At 71.9% G+C, this 20753-nt stretch carries 17 protein-coding genes; 8 read left to right on the top strand and 9 right to left on the bottom strand.

Features of this window, described 5'->3' with window-relative positions; all coding sequences use genetic code 11:
- Nucleotides 1-108: 108 nt before the first annotated feature.
- A complete protein-coding gene (locus tag ACQEVM_RS11600; protein ID WP_433077625.1) occupies nt 109-972 on the bottom strand; it encodes an SCO6745 family protein in 864 nt (287 codons plus the stop codon).
- Nucleotides 973-1414: 442 nt separating this feature from the next.
- On the opposite strand from ACQEVM_RS11600, the gene ACQEVM_RS11595 reads away from it, so the two are divergent.
- On the top strand, nt 1415-2920 hold the full coding sequence (locus tag ACQEVM_RS11595) for a M1 family metallopeptidase (protein ID WP_433077623.1): 1506 nt from the start codon (nt 1415-1417) through the stop codon (nt 2918-2920).
- 202 nt (nt 2921-3122) lie between these two features.
- Here the strand turns inward: ACQEVM_RS11595 and ACQEVM_RS11590 are convergent, their stop codons facing one another.
- The gene (locus ACQEVM_RS11590) at nt 3123-4034 is read right to left on the bottom strand and encodes an oxygenase MpaB family protein (RefSeq protein WP_433077621.1); all 912 of its coding nucleotides are present in this window, start codon (nt 4032-4034) and stop codon (nt 3123-3125) included.
- A gap of 130 nt (nt 4035-4164) precedes the next feature.
- Between ACQEVM_RS11590 and sph the strand changes: the two genes are divergently transcribed.
- From sph to ACQEVM_RS11570, 4 genes are all read left to right on the top strand, one after another.
- Nucleotides 4165-5154, top strand: a complete 990-nt coding sequence (gene sph / locus ACQEVM_RS11585; protein WP_433077619.1) for a sphingomyelin phosphodiesterase — start codon at nt 4165-4167, stop codon at nt 5152-5154.
- 188 nt (nt 5155-5342) lie between these two features.
- The gene (locus tag ACQEVM_RS11580) at nt 5343-6587 is read left to right on the top strand and encodes a helix-turn-helix domain-containing protein (protein WP_433077617.1); all 1245 of its coding nucleotides are present in this window, start codon (nt 5343-5345) and stop codon (nt 6585-6587) included.
- Nucleotides 6588-6675: 88 nt separating this feature from the next.
- A complete protein-coding gene (locus ACQEVM_RS11575) occupies nt 6676-7008 on the top strand; it encodes a hypothetical protein (RefSeq protein WP_433077615.1) in 333 nt (110 codons plus the stop codon).
- Nucleotides 7009-7178: 170 nt separating this feature from the next.
- Nucleotides 7179-8393: a protein-L-isoaspartate O-methyltransferase family protein gene (locus tag ACQEVM_RS11570; protein ID WP_433077613.1), complete on the top strand. Its 1215-nt coding sequence runs from the start codon at nt 7179-7181 to the stop codon at nt 8391-8393.
- 176 nt (nt 8394-8569) lie between these two features.
- On the opposite strand, the gene ACQEVM_RS11565 is transcribed toward ACQEVM_RS11570, so the two are convergent.
- Nucleotides 8570-10402, bottom strand: coding sequence for an AMP-dependent synthetase/ligase (locus ACQEVM_RS11565; RefSeq protein WP_433077611.1), 1833 nt, complete (start codon nt 10400-10402; stop codon nt 8570-8572).
- A gap of 143 nt (nt 10403-10545) precedes the next feature.
- Here ACQEVM_RS11565 and ACQEVM_RS11560 point away from each other — a divergent pair, with 143 nt between their 5' ends.
- Both ACQEVM_RS11560 and ACQEVM_RS11555 read left to right on the top strand, forming a co-directional pair.
- Nucleotides 10546-11271: a MerR family transcriptional regulator gene (locus ACQEVM_RS11560; RefSeq protein WP_433077609.1), complete on the top strand. Its 726-nt coding sequence runs from the start codon at nt 10546-10548 to the stop codon at nt 11269-11271.
- Between the two features lie 10 nt (nt 11272-11281).
- A complete protein-coding gene (locus tag ACQEVM_RS11555; RefSeq protein ID WP_433077607.1) occupies nt 11282-11995 on the top strand; it encodes a maltokinase N-terminal cap-like domain-containing protein in 714 nt (237 codons plus the stop codon).
- 95 nt (nt 11996-12090) lie between these two features.
- On the opposite strand, the gene ACQEVM_RS11550 is transcribed toward ACQEVM_RS11555, so the two are convergent.
- The 6 genes from ACQEVM_RS11550 to ACQEVM_RS11525 form a co-directional block, all read right to left on the bottom strand.
- Nucleotides 12091-14262 (bottom strand): 3-hydroxyacyl-CoA dehydrogenase NAD-binding domain-containing protein, encoded by a 2172-nt coding sequence (locus tag ACQEVM_RS11550; protein ID WP_433077605.1) that lies wholly within the window; start codon nt 14260-14262, stop codon nt 12091-12093.
- Between the two features lie 56 nt (nt 14263-14318).
- On the bottom strand, nt 14319-15533 hold the full coding sequence (locus ACQEVM_RS11545; RefSeq protein WP_433077603.1) for an acetyl-CoA C-acetyltransferase: 1215 nt from the start codon (nt 15531-15533) through the stop codon (nt 14319-14321).
- 59 nt (nt 15534-15592) lie between these two features.
- On the bottom strand, nt 15593-16735 hold the full coding sequence (locus tag ACQEVM_RS11540; RefSeq protein WP_433077601.1) for an acyl-CoA dehydrogenase family protein: 1143 nt from the start codon (nt 16733-16735) through the stop codon (nt 15593-15595).
- Between the two features lie 11 nt (nt 16736-16746).
- Nucleotides 16747-17772 carry an LLM class F420-dependent oxidoreductase gene (locus tag ACQEVM_RS11535; RefSeq protein ID WP_433077599.1) on the bottom strand — a complete coding sequence of 342 codons (1026 nt, stop codon included), beginning with the start codon at nt 17770-17772 and terminating at the stop codon, nt 16747-16749.
- The gene (locus tag ACQEVM_RS11530; RefSeq protein ID WP_433077597.1) at nt 17772-18944 is read right to left on the bottom strand and encodes a CaiB/BaiF CoA transferase family protein; all 1173 of its coding nucleotides are present in this window, start codon (nt 18942-18944) and stop codon (nt 17772-17774) included. The genes ACQEVM_RS11535 and ACQEVM_RS11530 overlap by 1 nt, the downstream gene beginning before the upstream one ends.
- Nucleotides 18945-19036: 92 nt before the next feature.
- Nucleotides 19037-19435 carry an MmcQ/YjbR family DNA-binding protein gene (locus ACQEVM_RS11525; protein ID WP_053677298.1) on the bottom strand — a complete coding sequence of 133 codons (399 nt, stop codon included), beginning with the start codon at nt 19433-19435 and terminating at the stop codon, nt 19037-19039.
- 114 nt (nt 19436-19549) lie between these two features.
- Here ACQEVM_RS11525 and ACQEVM_RS11520 point away from each other — a divergent pair, with 114 nt between their 5' ends.
- A complete protein-coding gene (locus tag ACQEVM_RS11520) occupies nt 19550-20749 on the top strand; it encodes a saccharopine dehydrogenase family protein (protein WP_433077594.1) in 1200 nt (399 codons plus the stop codon).
- Nucleotides 20750-20753: the final 4 nt, after the last annotated feature.

Here is a 20753-nt window from a genome sequence, read left to right as displayed (position 1 = left end):
TGCCTGCCTTCGTACGTCTGCATGGGATGCGTGGAAGGCTGCCAATTGTGGCAGGTGCCGGTGACGGACGCCGGGAGCCGTGTCCCGCGCCGGTCGCCGCCCCTCCTCTCAGGCCTTGCCGATGAGGTCCGGGGGGAAGGCGCCGGCCGCGAAGGCCTTCGCGGTGAGGGCTCCGCCGAGTTCGCCCAGGCGGGCCAGGCCGCTCGCGCCGAGGTGTTCGTACGGGGCGGCGTCGAGTCGGTCGGTGTCGGCCTCCAGTGCCTCCCGTACGGCCTTGCCGTGTGCGGTGAGTTCGTTGTCCGCGTCGAGGATGTCGCGGGCCCGCAGCCGGTCGGCCGCGGCTTCCAGGTCGGCGGGTTCCCAGCCGCGCGTGGCCCTGAGCCACTTCGGGGCCATGCCCCGGCCGGTCGCGGTGTGGCTGATCAGCGCCTCGACGGGGTCGAGGCCGGCGAGCAGCAGGGCGGCGAGGTGACCGTCGCCGCGGTGTTCGCGCAGCAGGGTCACCGCGTGCCACAGGCGCAGGTGCGGTTCCTCGGGGACGGGGAGGTCGGCGTGGGCGGAGTACAGGACGCGCGCGTGTCGGGTACAGCCCTCGGCGGCGTGCTCGGCGAGGTCGGCGGTCTCCGCGAGTTCCGCGGACTCGATGGTCTCGGTGCCGAGGAGGCGGCGCAGGGTGGAGTCGGCGGCGCGGAGCCGGGCGGCGAGGGCCTGCTCGGGGGTGAGGGTGTCCCAGACGGCGGGCAGGTGCCGGGCGACGAGGTCGTGGCGGTAGTTGTAGAAGGTGGCGGTCACGGTGCCGGGGCCCACGGTGCCCATGGCGGCCGACCGGGAGGCGAGGTTGACCGCGACGCGGTCGGTGACCCCCAGGGCGGCGAACTCCTTCGCGAGGTCCGGGGAGAAGTAGAGGAAGGCGTGCAGCGGGTTGATCACCGCGTGCCAGCAGTGCCGGGCGGCGCGTGGGGGAAGAGTCATACCCGGCAGATTACCGACTGCTTAGTATGGTGCAAGGTGGCGGGCGGGACACCCGACACCGGATTCCTCACGGGTTCCCCCCCGCCCCGTGGCGCCCCGACCCTTTCCGGACTTTCTCGCGCGGCGGGCCGGCGTGGGCGCGGGCCGAGGCGCTCGTACCGCCCCGGCGGGGTGAGCGGGCCGAGCCGGGCCGGGCGCCGCCGGGTGGACGCCGTCGGAGCTCGGCGAGGACGTCCGTCGCGTGGACGCCGCGCCGCAACCCGGACTTCGTCCGGCGGGCGGCGCCCGACACGCCGGAGTCCGTGATCGACGGCCTGTGACGGCCGAATGGCGATCATGTGACAGCAGGGGCCATGGACATGACGTGGGGCACCGCGCGTGAATACGGTCGAACGACGAGACCCCTGAACGGAACTGTCTCCCCTACCCCTTGGAGCTCTTCGTGCATCGGAAAGTCATCGCCCCGAGCGTGCTCGCCGCCTCCCTCCTGCTGGTGATCCCGGCATCCGCGGCGAGTTCCGTCCCGGGCGCCGCGGGTATCGGCGACACCTACTACCCGGCGAGCGGCAACGGCGGGTACGACATCTCGCACTACGACCTGCGCCTGCAGTACCAGCCGAAGACGGACCTCCTGGAGGGCACCGCCACCCTCCTGGCGACCGCCCGGCAGGACCTGTCCCGCTTCAACCTCGACTTCGGCCTCAAGGTGAGCGAGATCCGGGTCAACGGGGTGAAGGCGAAGTTCGCCACCTCCGGCACCCAGGAGCTGGAAGTGACGCCGGCCCAGCCGCTCCAGCGGAACAAGCAGGCCAGCGTCGTCGTCAAGTACGCCGGAAAGCCCTCGGAGTTCAAGGTCGACGGCTGGTCGGCGTGGCAGCGCACCCCGGACGGCGGCGTGGCGGCGCAGGAGCCCGACTCGGCGATCTGGTGGTTCCCGAGCAACGACCACCCGCTCGACAAGGCCACCTTCGACGTCTCCGTGAACGTCCCGGACGGCACCCAGGCCATCAGCAACGGCGTGCTCCAGTCGCAGACGTCGAAGCTGGGCTGGACCCGCTACAACTGGCGCTCGAACAAGCCGCAGGCCACCTACCTCGCCACCCTCGCCATCGGCAAGTTCGACATCACCACCGACAAGACGGCGAGCGGCCTGCCGATCCTCAACGCGTACAGCAAGGACCTCGGCGACAACGACGGTGCGGCGCGCGCCAGCGTGGAGCGGACCGGCGAGGTCGCGGAGTGGCTGGAGGGCGTCTTCGGCCCGTACCCCTTCAACGCGCTGGGCGGCTACGTCCCGAACGTTCCCAGCGGGTTCGCGCTGGAGACCCAGACCCGGCCGTTCTACAGCCCGAGGCAGTTCGCCAACGGCTCGAACGTCTCCGTGGTCGTCCACGAGCTGGCGCACCAGTGGTACGGCGACAGCGTGTCCGTGGACAACTGGAAGGACATCTGGGTCAACGAGGGCTTCGCCCGGTACAGCCAGTGGCTGTGGTCGGAGAAGGAGGGCGAGGGCACGGCGCAGGAGCTGGCCGAGTGGACGTATGCCTCCCGCGCCGCCGAGGACCCGTTCTGGCAGGTCAAGCCGGGTGACCCGGGTGCGGAGAACCAGTTCCACGGCGCCGTGTACGACCGTGGCGCGATTGCCATCCAGGCGCTGCGCAACGAGATCGGCGACGAGAAGTTCTTCCAGATCCTCAAGGGCTGGCCGACCGAGCGCGCCTACGGCAACGCGAAGGTCGGGGACTTCGTCCGCTACGCGGAGAAGATCTCCAAGAAGCCCCTCGCACAGCTCTTCGAGACCTGGCTCTACACCCCCGGCAAGCCGGCCTTCGCGCCGCCGGCCGCCGCCTCCCCGTCGGCCCGGTCGCTCAAGGCGCCGGCCGTCAAGCCGGTGGAGCCGAAGTCCTGGAAGAAGATCGCGGCGACGAACTCGATCCACGAGCACTGAGTCGGCGGCCGTCCGGACCGGTCGCCGCTCCCGGCGGCCGGTCCGGTCCCGGACCGCGGCCCTGCCGGCCGGTCACCGTCCGGAGGCGCCGCCGTCGGGGAGGTGGCGGCCGGCGGCGCACGCAACCACGGCGTGACCATGGGCTCGACGCTCGGACGCCAAGCGGCGTGATCGCGGGCGGGCGCCGGTTCGACGACGGTACTCAAGGGTGCGTCGGCGCCGCCGGGGAACCCCGCCACCGGGCCCGGGCCTCCCGGGCGAGGGGCAGGTAGCGCAGCCGTTCCGGGAGCAGCGGTACGAGGATCCGCACGGCCGTGCTGAACCGCCGGAGCCGGCGCTCCTGGGCCGGAGTCCACTCCAGCCCGACGGCCGCGCGGGCCTCGGGCGGCATGTAGCCGGCGGTGACGAAGGCCCGGAAGCGCAGGAACACCGCCCGCAGGACCGGCCAGGTCAGGCGCAGCAGGAGCCGGACCGCCGGCGAGCCGCCCTCGGGGCGGGGCAGCGGCACGTCGGTGGCGACCAGCTCGCGGGCGACCGGGGTGGACTCGATCTCCTCGGCCAGCATCCGGTGGTAGTAGACCCAGTACTCCTCGATGGTCTGCGGCATGTCCCGGTCGTGGATGCCGAGGATCCGGCCGACCTGGAGCCACTCGCGGTAGAGCTGCCGCTCCTGGGCGGGGGTGAAGCGGCGCAGCAGGTACCGCCCGGCATACAGGTACACCGGGAAGCCGGTCGCGTGGACCCAGGAGTAGCAGGCCGGGTCGAGCGAGTGGTAGCGCCGGCCCCGGGTGTCGGTGCCCTGGATCTCCTTGTGGAGGCGGCGCACCCGACGGCCCTCGGCGGCGGCCTCGTCGCCCCCGTACACCCAGAGCTGGACCGAGCGCAGCGAGCGTTCGCCCCGCCCCCAGGGGTCGGTACGGAAGACGGAGTACTGGTCGACGCCGGCGCCGATGGCGGGGTGGGCGACCTGCATCGTGAAGGCGGCGGGCAGCATGAGCAGCGCGCGGACGTCGCCGGCGATGGTCCACAGCACTCCGCCGGGCGCGGGCGGCTCGGGGTCGGGGCGGCGCGCGGCCGTCGGTCCGATGGGGGATGCGGGGTCCGTCTGCTTCATGACACAAGTATGCGAGCACCGGACGGTCGTCCCCCGGACAGAAAGTCTCTGCATGGGTGTTACCCAGAGGTAACTGGTGCTGCTTGTATGACGGCGTCGATCTTCCCCCGCAGGAATGATGGAGACCTCCATGCTGCAGATCTCGCCCCGCTCTCGTCGCGCCGTCGCCACGGCCGTCGCCGCGGTCGCCGCCGGCGCGCTGGCCGTCACCACCGCGCCGGCCGCCACGGCCGCGGAGAGCGCCGCGACCCCCCGGCTCAGCGTTCTGACGTACAACGTGTTCCTGATGAGCAAGAACCTGTACCCGAACTGGGGCCAGGACCACCGGGCGACGGAGATCCCCAAGGCGTCCTTCTACCAGGGCCACGACGTGGTCGTGCTCCAGGAGGCCTTCGACAACGGCGCCTCGGACGCGCTGAAGGCCAACTCGGCCGCGCGGTACCCCTACCAGACCCCCGTCGTGGGCCGGAGCAAGAGCGGCTGGGACGCCACGGGCGGTGCCTACTCCGCCACCACTCCGGAGGACGGGGGCGTCACGATCCTGAGCAAGTGGCCGATCGTCCGCAAGGAGCAGGTCGTCTACAAGGACGCCTGCGGCGCCGACTGGTGGTCCAACAAGGGCTTCGCGTACGTCGTGCTGAACGTGAACGGCGCGAAGGTGCACGTGATAGGCACCCACGCCCAGTCCACCGACCCGGGGTGCGGCGCGGGCGAGGCGGCGCAGATGCGCAGCCGCCAGTTCAAGACCATCGACGCGTTCCTGGACGGCAAGAACATCCCGGCGAACGAACAGGTCATCGTCGCGGGCGACATGAACGTCGACTCCCACACCCCGGAGTACGCCTCCATGCTCGCGGACGCGGACCTGGCCGGCGCCGACGCGCGCACGGGCCACCCGTACTCCTTCGACACGGCGCAGAACTCGATCGCGAACTACCGCTACCCGACGGACCCCCGCGAGGACCTGGACTACGTCCTCTACCGCAAGGGCAACGCCCGCCCGGCGGGCTGGGAGAACAACGTGGTGAAGGAGCAGTCGGCGCCCTGGACCGTATCCAGCTGGGGCACGTCGTACACCTACGACAACCTCTCGGACCACTACCCGACGATCGGCCGCTAGGGCCGGGGCCCGAAGCTCCGGTCTGGCGATGCGGGCTCTCCGGCACACGCCAACCGAGCTTTCAGGGCCCGGCGATGCGCCCTCCCGCCTTCGGGCGGGCTGGGCGCTTTCGTGCCTCATGGATCACACGAGAGCTGCCCTGCCCCCTACCCTGTCAGTGTCGAGCTGCAAGGAGAGGGGCAAGGCCCATGTCTACCGATGCTACCCCGGACCCGTACCGCGAACAGCTGGCCTTCGGCCAGAGACTGCAGATCCTCCGCAACCGCCGTGGGCTCACCCGCGATCAACTCGGCGGCCTCGTCGGCCGGTCCGGCTCGTGGGTCAAGGCCCTTGAGACCGGCCGACTGAAGACTCCGGCCCTGCCGATGATCCTTCGCGTCGCCGAAGTACTCCGTGTCGGAAACCTCTCCGATCTCACGGGGGATCAGTCCATGCACATCGCCCTGTTCACCGGGCCCGGACACGCGCGGTTCGCCGCCGTCCGCGAGGCCCTCAACACACTCCAGCTCGGCGGTACTCGCGAGGCTCCGTCCGCCGAGCACCTGTCCGCGCGCCTGTCCCGAGCATGGCGGGCCCGGCACTCCGCACCGAACCACCGCGACGTCATCGGATCCCTGCTGCCGGACCTGATCCAGGACGCACAGGCCACGGTCCGAGCAGCGGACACGGTCGCCGACAGAAAGGCCGCTCAGGCTTCGCTGGCGCAGGTCTACTTCCTTGCACAGTTCTTCTGCGCGTACCAGCCCGATGCCCCCCTCGTCTGGCGTGTGGCCGAGCGCGGCATGATGGCCGCCCAGGACTCCGAGGACCCGCACGCCATCGGTCTCGCCGCGTGGCTGACCACGCAGGCCCACCGCGAGAGCACGCACCTGGACGCTGCGGACGCCGTCACCCTGGAGACGCTTCGCTACCTGACGCCCCTCCTCCCCGACGCCGGCGCGGACGTGCGGGCCGTGGCGGGGGCGCTGACCGTCGAGGCCGGCATCACTGCCGCGCGCCGGGGCGAGACGGGCACGGCATGGAGGTACTGGGACAGTGCGCGCGCCCTTGCCGAGGCCCTGCCCGTCGACTACTTCCACCCCGTGACGAGCTTCTCCCGGTCGGTCATCGGCGCTCACGCGGTGACCGTGGCGGTCGAGTTGCACGCGGGCAGGGAGTCGGCACGGCAGGCTGCTCGCGCGGAGGCGGAGGCCATCCCGTCCCGACCGCGCCGAGCCCGGCACCGGATCGAGCAGGCACGCGCCTACCACCTTGACGGCCAGCCCGATGTGGCGCTGGCCACGCTCGCACAGGCCCACGAGGCCGCGCCCGAGACGCTTCGGTACAACGGGCATGCTCGCCGCATCATCCTGGAAGAGGCCGAGGCGAAGTCTCCGCAGCGCCGTCGACGGGCCTCCGAACTCGCCGTTCGATTGGGTGTGTTGACCGCGTAATCAAGGGGGCACAATCTGTGTCCCTGTTCTCTCGGTGCCGGCCCTACCGTCGTCCTACCACCCACTGACGACGGCAGGGAGCACCCACATGACACCCGACGACATAGCGCACTTCGAGGAACTCGTGTCGCGGGCCCTGGCCTCTTACGAGCAACGACCCGACGCCGTGGGCGTGGCCCGTCTGATCGATGACCTGATCACCGCGGGACAGTCCCTCCACGCCGCGGTGACGGCGTTGCCCGCCGGTCAGCGCACGGAGCGCGAGGGAGCGGCCCTGGTCGAGTGGACGTACTTCATCGACGTCGGCCCGCTCGGCGCCGGCGGCGACCACGCGAACTGGAACCATGCCCGGAACCTGGCCCGCATCGCGCGCGTCCTCGCCGCGGCGCTCGCCGTGCGGCGATCGAGCGCGGTCCGGTGACGGAGCGGCTGCGGCAGGTCGCGTCCGTCGCGATCGTCGCCGGTCTCCTCGCCGCGATCTTTCTCGGTACCCGCTGAATCCCGCCCGACCGGGCGGGCGCCCTCGCACCGTTCACCCCACGACGGGAGTAGATCCATGGGCAAGCACAACGGTCCGCCGGCGGACAAGCCGTGGACCCCGCCGCCCACTCCGGCGAGTCCGGACGGTGGCCGCCCCTCGCCTCGACCTTCCTCTCCCCCGCCGGCCAAGAAGTGAACCGGGCGATCTGTCGCGAGGCCCTGGCGACCGTCGGGTTGCTGGGTGAGCCCTGGCCGGCGCGGGCCTTCGACACCGTGGACCGGGAGGCCTTCGTCCCCTCGGCCGTGTGGCTTCCCGTGCGGGACGCCGAGGGGCTCTGGCAGTTCGTCGACCGCGACGAGGATCCGGCGGCCTGGCGTCGCGCGGTCTGGGACCCGTACCGGTCGGTGGTCACGCAACTGGACGACGGCGCACGCCCGCCGGGGCCGGCCGACGGCGATCTCACCTCTTCCGTGTCGGCCCTGGACATCGTCATGCGCAAGCTCTGCCACCTGGAACTGACGTCCACATCGAGGGTGTTGGAGATCGGTTACGGCTCCGGCTATCACACGGCCCTGCTGTGCGAGCGGGTCGGATCGGACCGGGTGGTCGCCATCGAGGTCGACGAGGGACTCGCCCGTACGGGCGCCTCCAACCTGGAGGCGTCCGGGTACGGGCCGCAGCTGATCGTCGGGGACGGTCTGAAGGGCGCCCCCGGCGGGGAGCCGTTCGATCGAATCGTCAGCACGGCGGCGGTGCGGCGGGTACCGTACGCCTGGGTCGAGCAGTCGGGGCCCGACGGGGTGATCCTGACGCCGTTCGGTACGGCCTACAGCAACGCGGGGCTTCTGCGGCTCCGCGTGGACGGCACGGGCACGCGGGCGCAGGGCGCGTTCGTCGGCGAGGCCGCGTACATGTGGATCCGCTCCGAACGACCCGCGGTCGTCCTCCGCGTCCCCGAGGGGTCGACGAGGCGGCGGTCCCCGATCGACCCCGCGCAGGCCATGACGGGCGGGTACCTCCAGGACTTCGCCATGGGTCTCCTCGTCCCGGACGTCTCCTCCTCGCACCGCGGCGACGGCGACGAGCGGCGGGTCCAGTTCGTCGACGAGGCGGGCACGTCGGCCACCATCGTCCGGTACGGCGACTGGTGGGAGGACGACGCGGTCACCTCGTGGGGGCCGCGCGATCTGTGGGCGGAGGTGACGGCGGCGTACACCTGGTACGAGGTCAGGGGCCGGCCGCACATCACACGCTTCGGGATCACCGTGGACGGCGACGGCCAGCGTGCGTGGCTGGACGAACCGCGGCAGTCGGTCCGCCGCTGACCGCGGCTCCGGCCGGCGATGCCCACCGGCCCGGGCTCCGCTGCCGGGACACTCGGCCGTCCCCCTCGCGCGTTCCGGCCGGATGCCCGCGCCCTCGGCTCGAACGGGTCGAGCCGGTTCCTCGCCCTGTCCGGTGGGCACGGGGTCGCCCGCCGGACAGGGTGAGGCCCTCCGGGTCAGGGCGTGTCGTACGGGTCCTCGTACAGCCCCTCGATCAGCTCTCCGTACTTCTCGCGGATCACCCGGCGGCGCAGTTTCAGGGAGGGCGTGAGTTCTCCGGTCTCGGGGCCCCACTCCCCGGTCAGCAGCCGGTAGCGCTTGATCTGCTCGGTGCGGTTGAGCCGGGCGTTGGCCGCCGTCACCGCGCGGGCGATCTCCTCGACGACGGCGGGGTGCTCGGCGAGCTCGTCGAGCGTGGGGGCCTCGATGCCGCGGGTCGCCGCCCAGACGGGTGCCAGCTCGGGGTCCAGGACCAGCAGGGCGACCAGGTAGGAGCGGCCGTCGCCGTGGACCAGGGCCTGGCCGATCAACGGGTGCTCCTTGACGGTGTTCTCCACCAGGGCGGGCGAGACGTTCTTGCCGTTCGAGGTGATGATCAGTTCCTTCTTGCGGTCGGTCAGCCAGAGGAACCCGTCCTCGTCGAGCCGGCCGATGTCCCCCGTCGGGAACCAGCCCTCGGGGTCGGCGGCGCTCTCCACCGTGCCGTCGGGCCGCAGGTAGCCGTCGAAGACCGTGGCGCCGCGGGTGTGGATCTCGCCGTCCTCGGCGAGCCTGAGTTCCAGGCCGTCGATCGGGCGGCCCACGGAGCCGAGCCGGAAGTGGTCCGGGCGGTTGACGGTGCACACGCCGGAGGTCTCGGTCAGTCCCCAGGCGTCCATGATGGTGATGCCCCAGCCGGCCCAGAAGCGGACGACGTCGATCGGCATCGGCGCCGTGGCGCTGGCCGTCCAGACGAGCCGGTCCATCCCGGCCAGCACCAGCAGCGGGTCCAGGACCCGTTCCTTCGCGGCGGCGTACGAGGCTTCGAGCGCCGCCGGCACCTCCTCGCCGCGCTCCCGGTGGCCGGCGCGCTCCCGGGCCAGGTCGTTGGCGGACTCGATGGCGCGGCGCTGCTCCTCGGGGAGCCGTGCGAGGACGGCCCGTACGGAGGCGGCGAGCTTCTCCCACACCCGGGGCACCCCGAAGAACTGCACGGGCCGCAGCTCGCGCACGGCCGTCGCGACGGCGGTGGGGTCGGCGCAGAGTCGCACGTGTGCGGCGCGCAGGAGGGGGAGGTAGATGCCGAGGACCCGTTCGGCGATGTGCGCGAAGGGGAGGTAGCAGATGTGCTCGGCGTGTTCGGGCAGGTCCACGTCGCCGTCCAGGCGCACGGCCTGGAGCACGATGTTGCGGTGGGTGAGGCGGACCCCCTTGGGGTCGCCCGTGGTGCCCGAGGTGTAGACGACGGTAAGCGGGTCCTCGGGGCGGGTCTCCTGCCAGGCCTTCTCGAAGGCGTCGGCGCGGTGCAGCCGGGTGCCGTCCGCGTACAGGGAGGCGTAGGTGTGGTGGGGGCCGGCGTCCGCGGCCTCGGCGACGACGAGCCGTTCCAGGGGGACGGTGTCGTCGGCGAGGAGCGGTTCCCAGCGGGCGAGTTCGCGGGCGCCCTCGACGACGGCGATCCTCGCCCGGCTGTGGCGGGCCATGTAGGCGATCTGCTCGGGCGCGGAGGTGCCGTACACGGTCACGGGTATCGCGCCGAGGTGGACGAGCGCAAGGTCGGTGAGCCAGTGCTCGGGGCGGTTGCCCATCATGAGCAGGACGTGTTCGCCGCGCCCGACGCCGAGGGCGGCGTAGCCGGCGGCGAGGACGGCGACCTCGCGGCGGACCTCGCCCCAGTCGAGGGTCTTCCAGCCGGCGCCCTCGCGCCACGAGAGGGCGGGCAGGTCGCCCAGCTCGGCCGCGTTGCGGGCCAGCAGGGCGGGGAGGGTGAGTTCCTCGGGTCGTCCGGGCAGTCGCAGGTTCGTGGTCATGGGCAGCTCCTGGCCGTTTCACATCGTTGGTGCGACAGCAATACTGTTGAACCTCGGTACCGAAAGGGCTGTGCCGAAAGCAGGCTGTGCATGAACGGGTCGTGCCGAACAGGCCGTGCTGATCAGAGAGCGAGGCGGCGACCATGACCACCCAGGCACCGGAACCCACGCTCACCGTCGACGAGCTGGCCGCCCGGGCGGGTGTGACCGTCCGCACCGTACGTTTCTACAGCACGCGCGGGCTTTTGCCCCCTCCCGTGATCGGTCCCCGTCGGGTGGGCCACTACGGGCCGGAACACCTGTCCCGGTTGGCCCTGATCGAGGAGTTGCAGCACCAGGGCATGACCCTGTCTGCCATCGAGCGGTACCTGGACGCGCTGCCGGACGACCTCAGCGCCCACGACCTGGCGATCCACCGGGCGTTGGTGGCCACCTGGGCGCCCGACGCGCCGCTGGAGTCCTCGCGTGAGGAGTTGGAGAAGCGGGCCGGGAGGCCGCTGACGGACGGCGACCTGCGCCGGTTGACCGCCATGAACGTGCTGGCGCCGACCGCGGCGGGCTTCCGGGTGGACGTGGGGCTGTTGCGGCTCGGGGTGGCGCTGCTGGACGTGCCGATCGCGTACGAGACGATCCTGGCCGCCCGCACCGTGTTGCTGGAGCACGCGCGGACCGCGGCGCACGAGTTGACGGCGTTGTTCCGGGACGAGGTGTGGGGTCCGTTCACCGAGGGCGAGAACGACCCGGAGCGGGTGGAGTCCATGAAGGCGCTGTCCGCGCACATGCAACCCATGGTCGTCCAGGCACTGGTGACGGCCTTCCAACGCTCACTGAAGCAAGAACTTCGGACGGCGTTCGTACCGGAGGGGTAGGTTCGGGCGCATGGCGATCATCCACAAGACCACGATGAGCCCCGGCAAGCTGGAGCTCCTGGGTGCCTGGCTGCCGGACCGACCGTGGTACCTCCCCACCGGCGCCGCACCCGACCTGGCACGGGCCGGCGGTTTTCGACTCGACGACCCGGCGGGCGAGGTGGGCATCGAGTTCATGGTGGTCACCGACGACTCGGGCGAGCGCCCGATCGCGTACCACGTGCCCCTCACCTACCGGGGAGCGCCGCTCGACGGCGCCGACGCGGCCCTGATCGGCACCTCCGAGCACGGTGTGCTCGGAACCCGCTGGGTGTACGACGGAGCACACGACCCGGTGCTCGTCGCCGAGTTGCTGGCGCTGTTCCAGGGCCGCGCGGTACCGCAGCGGCAGAGCGAGTCCGGTACTCCCGACCCGTCCGTCACCGCCCGGTTCGACGGTCCGGGGCTGCCGGCGCTGCTCCCGGCGGAGGAACCCGAGATCCGCGACTGCGCGCGGGCCACGGAGGTACGGGTCGCGGGCCCCGGGCGTACCCGGCTCGACGTCACGCGGGTCCTGACGCCACTGGCCCCGGACGCCGGCCCGGTCGAGGCCGCCGGCGGGGTCACCGCGGGGTGGACCGCGCCGGACGGCGCCGCGCACCGCGGCGTGTTCGCCTCCCTGCACTCCCCCGCACACGAGGACGCACGCGAGGACGCCCACGGGAATGCTCACGGGGACGCCTGACGCGAGCGGCGCCCGGAGCCGATGCCCGACGCGCCGCCGCCGACGTCCGCGCCGCGCGGCCCCGGGATGTCGCCCCGGGGCCGCGCGGCGGCCGATCAGTCGGCGTACGTCTCGCCCCGCTCGGCCTTCGCCACCAGCGACGCCGGCGGGGTGAAGCGCTCGCCGTACTTCTCGGCCAGCTCCCGCGCGCGGGCGACGAAGCCCGGCAGCCCGCCCTCGTAACCGTTGACGTACTGGATCACGCCGCCGGTCCAGGCCGGGAAGCCGATGCCCATGATGGAGCCGATGTTGGCGTCCGCGACGGAGGTCAGCACGCCCTCGTCGAGGCAGCGGACGGTGTCCAGCGCCTCGGAGAAGAGCATCCGCTCCTTCATGTCCTCGAAGGGGATCTCCGCGCCGGGCTTGGTGAAGTGCTCGCGCAGGCCGGGCCAGATGCGGGCCCGCTTGCCGGCCTCGTCGTACTCGTAGAAGCCGCCGCCACCGCTGCGCCCGGGGCGGTCGAACTCGTCGACCATCCGGTCGATGACCGTGTCCGCCGGGTGCTCGGCCCAGGCGCGGCCCTCGGCCTCGAAGGCCTTGCGGGTCTCGTTGCGGATCTTGCGGGGCAGGGTCAGGGTCAGCTCGTCCATGAGGGAGAGCACCTTGGCCGGGTAACCGGCCTGGGCGGCGGCCTGTTCGACGGAGGCGGGCTCGATGCCCTCGCCGACCATCGCCACGCCCTCGTTGATGAACTGGCCGATGACGCGCGAGGTGAAGAAGCCGCGCGAGTCGTTGACCACGATCGGGGTCTTGTTGATCTGGCGGACCAGGTCGAAGGCGCGGGCGATGGCCTCGTCTCCGGTGCGCTCGCCCTTGATGATCTCGACCAGCGGCATCTTGTCGACGGGCGAGAAGAAGTGCAGGCCGATGAAGTCGACGGGGCGCGAGACCCCTTCCGCCAGGCCCGTGATGGGCAGGGTGGAGGTGTTGGAGCAGAGCAGCGCGTCGGGTTCGACGACGTCCTGGATCTCCTGGAACACCTTGTGCTTCAGGGAGGTGTCCTCGAAGACGGCCTCGATCACGGCGTCACAGCCGGCGAGATCGGCGGCGTCGCCGGTCGGGGTGATCCGGGCCAGCAGCTCGGCCCGCTGGTCCTCGGTGGTCCGGCCCCGGGAGACCGCCTTGTCCAGCAGCTTGCGCGCGTACTCCTTGCCCTTGGCGGCGGCCTCGACGGTGACGTCCTTGAGGACCACGTCGATGCCCGCGCGCGCGCAGGAGTAGGCGATGCCCGCGCCCATCATCCCCGCTCCGAGGACGGCGACCTTGCGGACCGTGCGCGGACCGACGCCCTGCGGGCGGCTGCGGCCCGCGTTGACGGCCTGGAGGTCGAAGAAGAACGCCTGGATCATGTTCTTGGCGGTCTGTCCGGTGACCAGCTCGGTGAAGTAGCGGGCCTCGATGGTCAGCGCGGTGTCGAAGTCGACCTGGGAGCCCTCGACGGCGCAGGCCAGGATGTTGCGCGGCGCCGGGTAGGGGGCGCCGCCCAGTTGCTTCTTGAGGTTCGCGGGGAACGCCGGGAGGTTGGCGGCGAAACGCGGGTTGGACGGCGTGCCGCCCGGGATCTTGTAGCCGGGTACGTCCCAGGGCTGCTTCGACTCGGGGTTCGCGTCGATGAAGGCGCGCGCCTTGGTCAGCATCTCCTCGGGGGTGGCGGCCAGTTCGTGGACGAGGCCGTTCTCCAGGGCGCGCCGCGGGTTGTACTGGGTGCCCTGGAGCAGCACCTTGAGGAGCGCGTCGGCGATGCCCATCAGCCGCACGGTGCGGGTCACGCCGCCGCCGGCGGGCAGCAGGCCGAGGGTGACCTCGGGCAGGCCGATCTTCGAGCCGGGCGCGTCCAGGGCGATGCGGTGGTGGGAGGCCAGACAGATCTCGTAACCGCCGCCCAGGGCGGCGCCGTTGATGGCGGCGACGACGGGCTTGCCGAGGGTCTCGATGCGGCGCAGCGAGCGCTTGATCTCGGTGCCGGTGTCGAAGGCCAGGCCGGCGTCCTCGGGGCGGAGCCGGATCATGTCCTTGAGGTCGCCGCCGGCGAAGAAGGTCTTCTTGGCGGAGGTGAAGACGATGCCGCGGATGGAGTCCTTCTCGGCCTCGGCGCGGTCGGCGATGGCCGCGATGGAGTCCTTGAAGGCCTGGTTCATCGTGTTGGCGGACTGGTCGGGGTCGTCGAGGACGAGGGTGACGACGCCGGTCTCGTCCTGTTCCCAGCGGATCGTGGTGGACTCGCTCATGTTCGCTACTTCCGTGTCGGCCGTGTCAGGGGCGGGGTCTGGGATACAGGGACGGTTCAGAGACGTTCGACGATGGTGGCGACGCCCATGCCGCCGCCCACGCAGAGGGTCACGAGGCCGTAGCGCTTGTCCTGGCGCTCCAGCTCGTCGACGATCGTGCCGAGGATCATCGCGCCGGTGGCGCCCAGCGGGTGGCCGAGCGCGATGGCGCCGCCGTTGACGTTGACCTTGTCGAGGGAGACGCCCATGTCCTTGACGAAGCGCAGGACGACGCCGGCGAAGGCCTCGTTGATCTCGATGAGGTCGATGTCGTCGATGCTCAGACCGGCCTTGGCGAGGGCCTTGCGGGTGGCCGGGGCGGGGCCCGTGAGCATGATGGTGGGCTCGGATCCGGACACGGCCGCGGAGACGATCCGGGCGCGGGGGGCGAGTCCGTTGCGCTCGCCGGCCTCGCGGGAGCCGATGGCGACGAGGGAGGCGCCGTCGACGATGCCGGAGGAGTTGCCTGCGTGGTGGACGTGGTCGATCTTCTCGACCCAGTGGTACTTCTGCAGGGCCACGGCGTCGAAGCCGCCGAGGTCGCCGATGTCCGCGAAGGACGGCTTCAGCCTGGCGAGGGTGTCGGCCGTGGTGCCCGGGCGGACGAACTCGTCGTGGTCCAGGACGACCAGGCCGTTGCGGTCGGTGACGGGCACGACCGACTTGGCGAAGCGGCCGTCCTTGATGGCGGCGGCGGCGCGCTCCTGGGACAGGGCCGCGTACTCGTCGACGTCGCGGCGGGAGAAGCCCTCGATGGTGGCGATCAGGTCGGCGCCGATGCCCTGCGGGACGAAGCCGGTGTCCCAGTTGGTCATCGGGTCGGCGAACCAGGCGCCGCCGTCGGAGGCCATCGGGACGCGGGACATGGACTCCACGCCGCCGGCGAGGACCAGGTCCTCCCAGCCGGAACGGACCTTGGCGGCAGCCATGTTGACGGCTTCGAGACCCGAGGCGCAGAAGCGGTTCTCCTGGACGCCCGCGACGGTGTCCGGCAGCCCGGCGGCGATGGCCGCGATGCGGGCGATGTCGGATCCCTGGTCGCCGACCGGGCCGACGACACCGAGGACGATGTCGTCGATGGTGCCCGGGTCCAGGCCGGGGTTGCGCTCGCGCAGGGCGTGGATGAGGCCGACGACCAGGTCGATCGGCTTGGTGCCGTGCAGGGAGCCGTTGGCCTTGCCGCGGCCGCGCGGCGTGCGGATCGCGTCGTATACGTACGCTTCGGTGCTCACTGGTCAAGCCTTTCGAGGGTCCGGAGGGGTGGATCGGGGAGGTCGGTCGGAAGGGGGCGTCAGCTCAGCAGCGAGCGGCCGATGATCTCCTTCATGATCTCGGTCGTGCCGCCGTAGATGGTCTGGATGCGGCCGTCGACGAAGGCTCGCGCCACCCGGTACTCGGTCATGTACCCGTAGCCGCCGTGCAGTTGCAGGCAGCGGTCGGCGACCCGCTTCTGCAGTTCGGTGGCCCACCACTTGGCCATCGATGCGTGGACGTGGTCCAGTTCCCCGTTGGCGTGGTCGGTGATGCAGCGGTCGAGGAAGGTACGGGTGACGGCGCACTCGGTGGCCATCTCGGCGATCTCGAACCGGATGTGCTGGAGCTTGGACAGCGGCCGGCCGAAGGCCTCGCGCTCCTTGACGTACGCGGTGGTGATCTCCAGCAGGTACTCGGCGGCGGCCATCCCGGCCATCGCGATGCCCATCCGCTCCTGCGCGAGGTTGGTCATCAGGTGGACGAACGCGCCGTTGAGCTCCCCGAGGAGGTTCTCCTTCGGGACCCGGACGTCGTGGAAGAACAGTTCGGCGGTGTCCTGGGCCTTCTGGCCGATCTTGTCGAGGTTGCGGCCCCGCTCGAAGCCCTCCGCGCCCCGTTCGACGACCAGCAGCGACATGCCGTGCGCCCCGCCCTCGGGGGTGGTCTTGGCGACCACGATCACCAGGTCGGCGAGGATCCCGTTGGAGATGAACGTCTTGGATCCGTTGAGCACCCAGTGGTCGCCGGCGTCCTCGGCCGTGGTCCGGATCCCCTGGAGGTCGGAGCCCGCCCCCGGTTCGGTCATCGCGACGGCGGTGATGATCTCGCCGCTGCAGAAGCCCGGCAGCCACCGGCGTTTCTGCTCCTCGGTGGCCAGCGAGGTCAGGTACGGGCCGATGATGTCGTTGTGCAGGCCGATCGCGAGTCCGGCGGCGCCCGCCCGGGAGAACTCCTCGGCGATCACGGCGGCGTAGCGGAAGTCGGTGTTCCCGCCGCCGCCGTACTCCTCGGGGACGGCGAGGCCCAGCAGTCCCTGCCGGCCGGCCGCGAGCCAGGCCTCCCGGCTGACGATGCCGTCCTTCTCCCATGCGTCGTAGTGCGGCAGCACCTCCTTGTTCAGGAAGGTGCGCACGGTGTCGCGGAACGCCTCGTGGTCGGCGTCGAAGATCCGGCGCTTCATGGATGGGCTCCTCACAGCCAGTTCTTGACGGTCTCGATGAGCCGGGCCGGCTCGGGTCCGACGGGCGTCACGTTGAGCATGGTGACCCCGGCGGCACGGAAGGCCTCGACGCGCTCGCGCACGTACCCCTCGGGGCCGCACAGCGTCATCAGTTCGCAGAACTCGTCGGGCACGGCCGCCGCGGCGTCGCGCTTGCGCCCGGAGAGGTACAGCTCCTGGATCTTCCGGGCCTCCTCCTCGTACCCGTAGGCGACGGCCAGGTCGTTGTAGAAGTTCTTGCCGGGCGCGCCCATCCCGCCGACGTACAGGGCGATCTGCGGGCGCGCCAGGTCGCGTACGGCGGCGGCGTCCTCGCCGATGGCGAGCAGGCCGCCCGCGACGATCTGCATCGGGCCGAGGTCCGGGGAGCGCTTGGCCGTGCCCCGGGCGAGGGCGCCGCCCCACACGTCCGCGGCCTTCTCGGGGAGGAAGAGGGTGGGGAGCCAGCCGTCGGCGATCTCGGCGGTCATCGTCACGTTGGCGGGGCCGAGGGAGGCCACGTAGACGGGGACGGTGTCGCGGACCGGTCGGGTGAGGATCTTCAGGGGTTTGCCGTGCCGGCCGCCCTTCTCGGGCGGCAGCGGCATGTCGGTGATCCCGTGGTGGTCGATCGTCTCGCGGCGCCAGATGCGGCGGCACAGTTCGACGGTCTCGCGGGTCCGGCCGATCGGCTTGTCGTACGGCTTCCCGTGCCATCCCTCGACCACCTGCGGGCCCGAGGCGCCGAGGCCCAACAGGGCCCGACCGCCGGAGAGCGCGTCGAGACCGGCCGCGGTCTGGGCGATGAGGGCGGGGGTGCGGGAGTAGACGTTGATGATCGCCGAGCCGATCCTCATCCGTTCGGTGCGGGCGGCCAGGTATCCCATGATCGTGGCCGCGTCGAAGCCCCAGGCCTCCGCGACCCAGACGGCGTCGAGTCCGGCCGCCTCCAGCGCCGCCGCCTCGTCGGCGGCCCGGCGCGGGTCGCCCGCGTAGTCGAGCATCATGGACAGTTCCATCAGGCGTCCTTCCCGAGCAGGGCCGGCAGGTCCCAGTCCGCGGCCACGGACGCGGTGTGCGCGCCGGGCAGGGCGGGCCCGCCGGTGACGGCCGTGCCGGTGGCGGAGAAGCGGGGTGCGGGCGCGGGCTGGGTGATCCCGCCGACGTCGGTGAAGGTGCCGCGGGCGGCGAGGTGCGGGTGCGCGGGGGCCTCGCGCAGGGACAGGACCGGCGCCACGCAGGCGTCGCTGCCCTCGAAGACGGCCGTCCACTCCTGCCGGGTACGGGCCTTGAAGCGGGCGGCGACCGTCTCGCGGAGTTCGCCCCAGCGGGCCAGGTCCTTGCGGGCCGGGGCCCGGTCCTCGATGCCGAGCAGTTCGACGAAGGTGTCGTAGAACTGCTGCTCCAACGCGCCGACGGCCATGTACTGCCCGTCGGAGGTCTCGTAGGTGCCGTAGAAGGGGCAGCCTCCGTCGAGCAGGTTGGCCCCGCGCCGGTCCTGCCAGCCGCCTGCGGCCATCATCCCGTGGATCATCGAGGTGAGGTGGGCGGTGCCGTCCACGATGGCCGCGTCGACGACCTGTCCGGTGCCGTCGGGGGTGCCCGCGTGGCGGAGCGCGGCGAGGATCCCGATGACCAGGTACAGGGAGCCTCCGGCGTAGTCCCCGACCAGGTTGGCGGGGACGGCCGGGGGCTCGCCCGGGTTCCCGATCATGCCGAGCGCGCCGGTGACGGCGATGTACGCGATGTCGTGCCCGGCCGTGTGCGCGAGCGGCCCGTCCTGGCCCCAGCCGGTCATCCGGCCGTAGACCAGCCTCGGGTTGCGGGCGAGGCACGCGTCGGGGCCGACGCCGAGGCGCTCGGCGACCCCGGGACGGAACCCCTCGATGAGCACGTCGGCCCGCTCGACCAGGTCCAGGACACGGGCCGGGCCCTCGGTGGACTTCAGGTCGAGCAGGACGGAGCGCTTGTTGCGGTTGGTGATGTCGTACGCCGGGTCGACGGCGAGCCCGCCGCCTCCGGGCCGGTCCACCCGAACGACGTCCGCCCCGAGGTCCGCGAGGACCATCGCGGCGAACGGCCCCGGCCCGATGCCGGCGAGCTCGACGACGCGCACGCCCGCGAGCGGGCCGTTCCGGCCACCGTCGCCGGTCCCCTCGGCGCTCCCGTGCCCGGTACCTGTCGCTGCCATCGAGCCCCCAGCATCCTGGTGCGTGGTGTGACACAACTGATGTAACACCAGCGATGCTAGGAACGCGTTCCCCTCAGCACAAGAGCAAGCGCTTAGCCATCTGCCTCGATTCGCGCGTCCAGCTCCTTCACGTGGCGCTTGAGGGCGACGGTGCGGTAGCTCTCCTCCACCCACTCGCACAGCACCTCCACCGAGGGCGCGCCCTTCTCCCCCAACGGCACGGAGACCCATCCCGACCGGCCGAGGCCGTACCCGGTCGGCTCGGCCCCGGGAGCGGTCATCGCGTGCCCGTGAAGCGCCTCGTCCTTCAGTTTCACGGAGATGCCCGGCGGACCGTCCGTGTTCCCCATGAAGACGAAGATCTTCTTGTTGACCTTCAGCACGGCGTCCTCGGGTCCCCACGGGAACTCCTCGACGGCCTCCGGCAACCCGAGGGCGAACCCTCGCACCGCCTCCCACTTGCGCACCGCAGCCTTCACCGATACCTCCACTCACCGCAGGCGGCCCCGGTACCGCGCGATGCGCGTCCGGCGCGTACCTGCCCGTACGGACAGCCGTCCCTCACGCTAGCCTCAGCCACCGACACCAGCTGGGAGGAGCGATCCATGAACGAGCGGGTTCGGCACCACGATCCGGAACGGGCTTACGACGTCGTGCTTTTCGGGGCCACCGGGTTCGTCGGGGCACTCACCGCCGAGTACCTGGCGGCGAACGCCCCGGCCGACTGCCGGTGGGCCCTGGCGGGGCGGGACCTCGGCAAACTGGAGCGGCTGCGCGAGCGCCTCGCCGCACTCGACCCGGCCTGCGCGGCCCTGCCGCTGATCCGCGCCGACTCGGGGGACCCCGACACCCTGCGGGAGTTGGCGTCCTCCACCCGGGTCCTGGCCAGCACCGTCGGGCCGTACGTCTGGTACGGGGCGGAACTGGTCGCGGCGTGCGCCGAGGCGGGCACCGACTACGCCGACCTCACGGGCGAGCCGGAGTTCGTCGACCGGATGTACGTCGAGCACGACGCGCGGGCCCGCGAGACGGGCGCCCGGCTGGTGCACGCGTGCGGCTTCGACTCGATCCCGGCCGACCTCGGCGCGTACTTCACGGTGGGCCGGCTGCCGGCCGGGGTGCCGCTGCGCGTGGACGGGTTCATGCGCTCCAACGCCATGCTGTCCGGCGGCACCCTGGCCTCCGCGCTCACCGCCATGAGCCGGGGCCCGCAGACCCTGGCCGCGGCCCGCGAGCGGCGCCTGCACGAACCGCGACGGCCCGAGCGCCGGGTACGGGGCACGGGCGGCCACCCGCACTACAGTCGCGAGACCGGCACCTGGGCGCTGCCCCTGCCGACCCTGGACGTGGCGATCGTGGCCCGGTCGGCGGCAGCGCTGGAACGGTACGGGCCCGACTTCCGCTACCGGCACCACGCCTCGGTCAGGCATCTGCCCGTCGCGGTGGGCGGATCGGTCGCGGTGGGCGCGACGGCGGCCCTGGCCCAGGTGCCGGCGGCCCGACGGTGGCTGATGAGCCGCTGGGAACCGGGCCGCGGCCCCGACGCCGAACGACGCGCCCGCAGTTGGTTCACGGTGCGCTTCGTCGGTACGGGCGGTGGCCGCCGGGTGTTCACGGAGGTCTCGGGCGGCGACCCCGGCTACGGGGAAACGGCGAAGATGCTCGCGGAGTCCGCGCTCTGCCTGGCCCACGACGCCCTCCCGGACACCGCCGGCCAGCTCACCACGGCGGTGGCCATGGGCGACGCCCTCCTTGACCGGCTCCAGAAGGCGGGCATCCGCTTCCGGGTCGCGGCCGAGGACTGAGAAA

The sequence above is a fragment of the Streptomyces sp. CA-243310 genome (assembly GCF_050936775.1).
GTDB lineage: Bacteria > Actinomycetota > Actinomycetes > Streptomycetales > Streptomycetaceae > Streptomyces.
The sequence above is the reverse complement of the archived record's forward strand: the minus strand, read 5'-3'. Positions and strand labels throughout refer to the sequence as shown.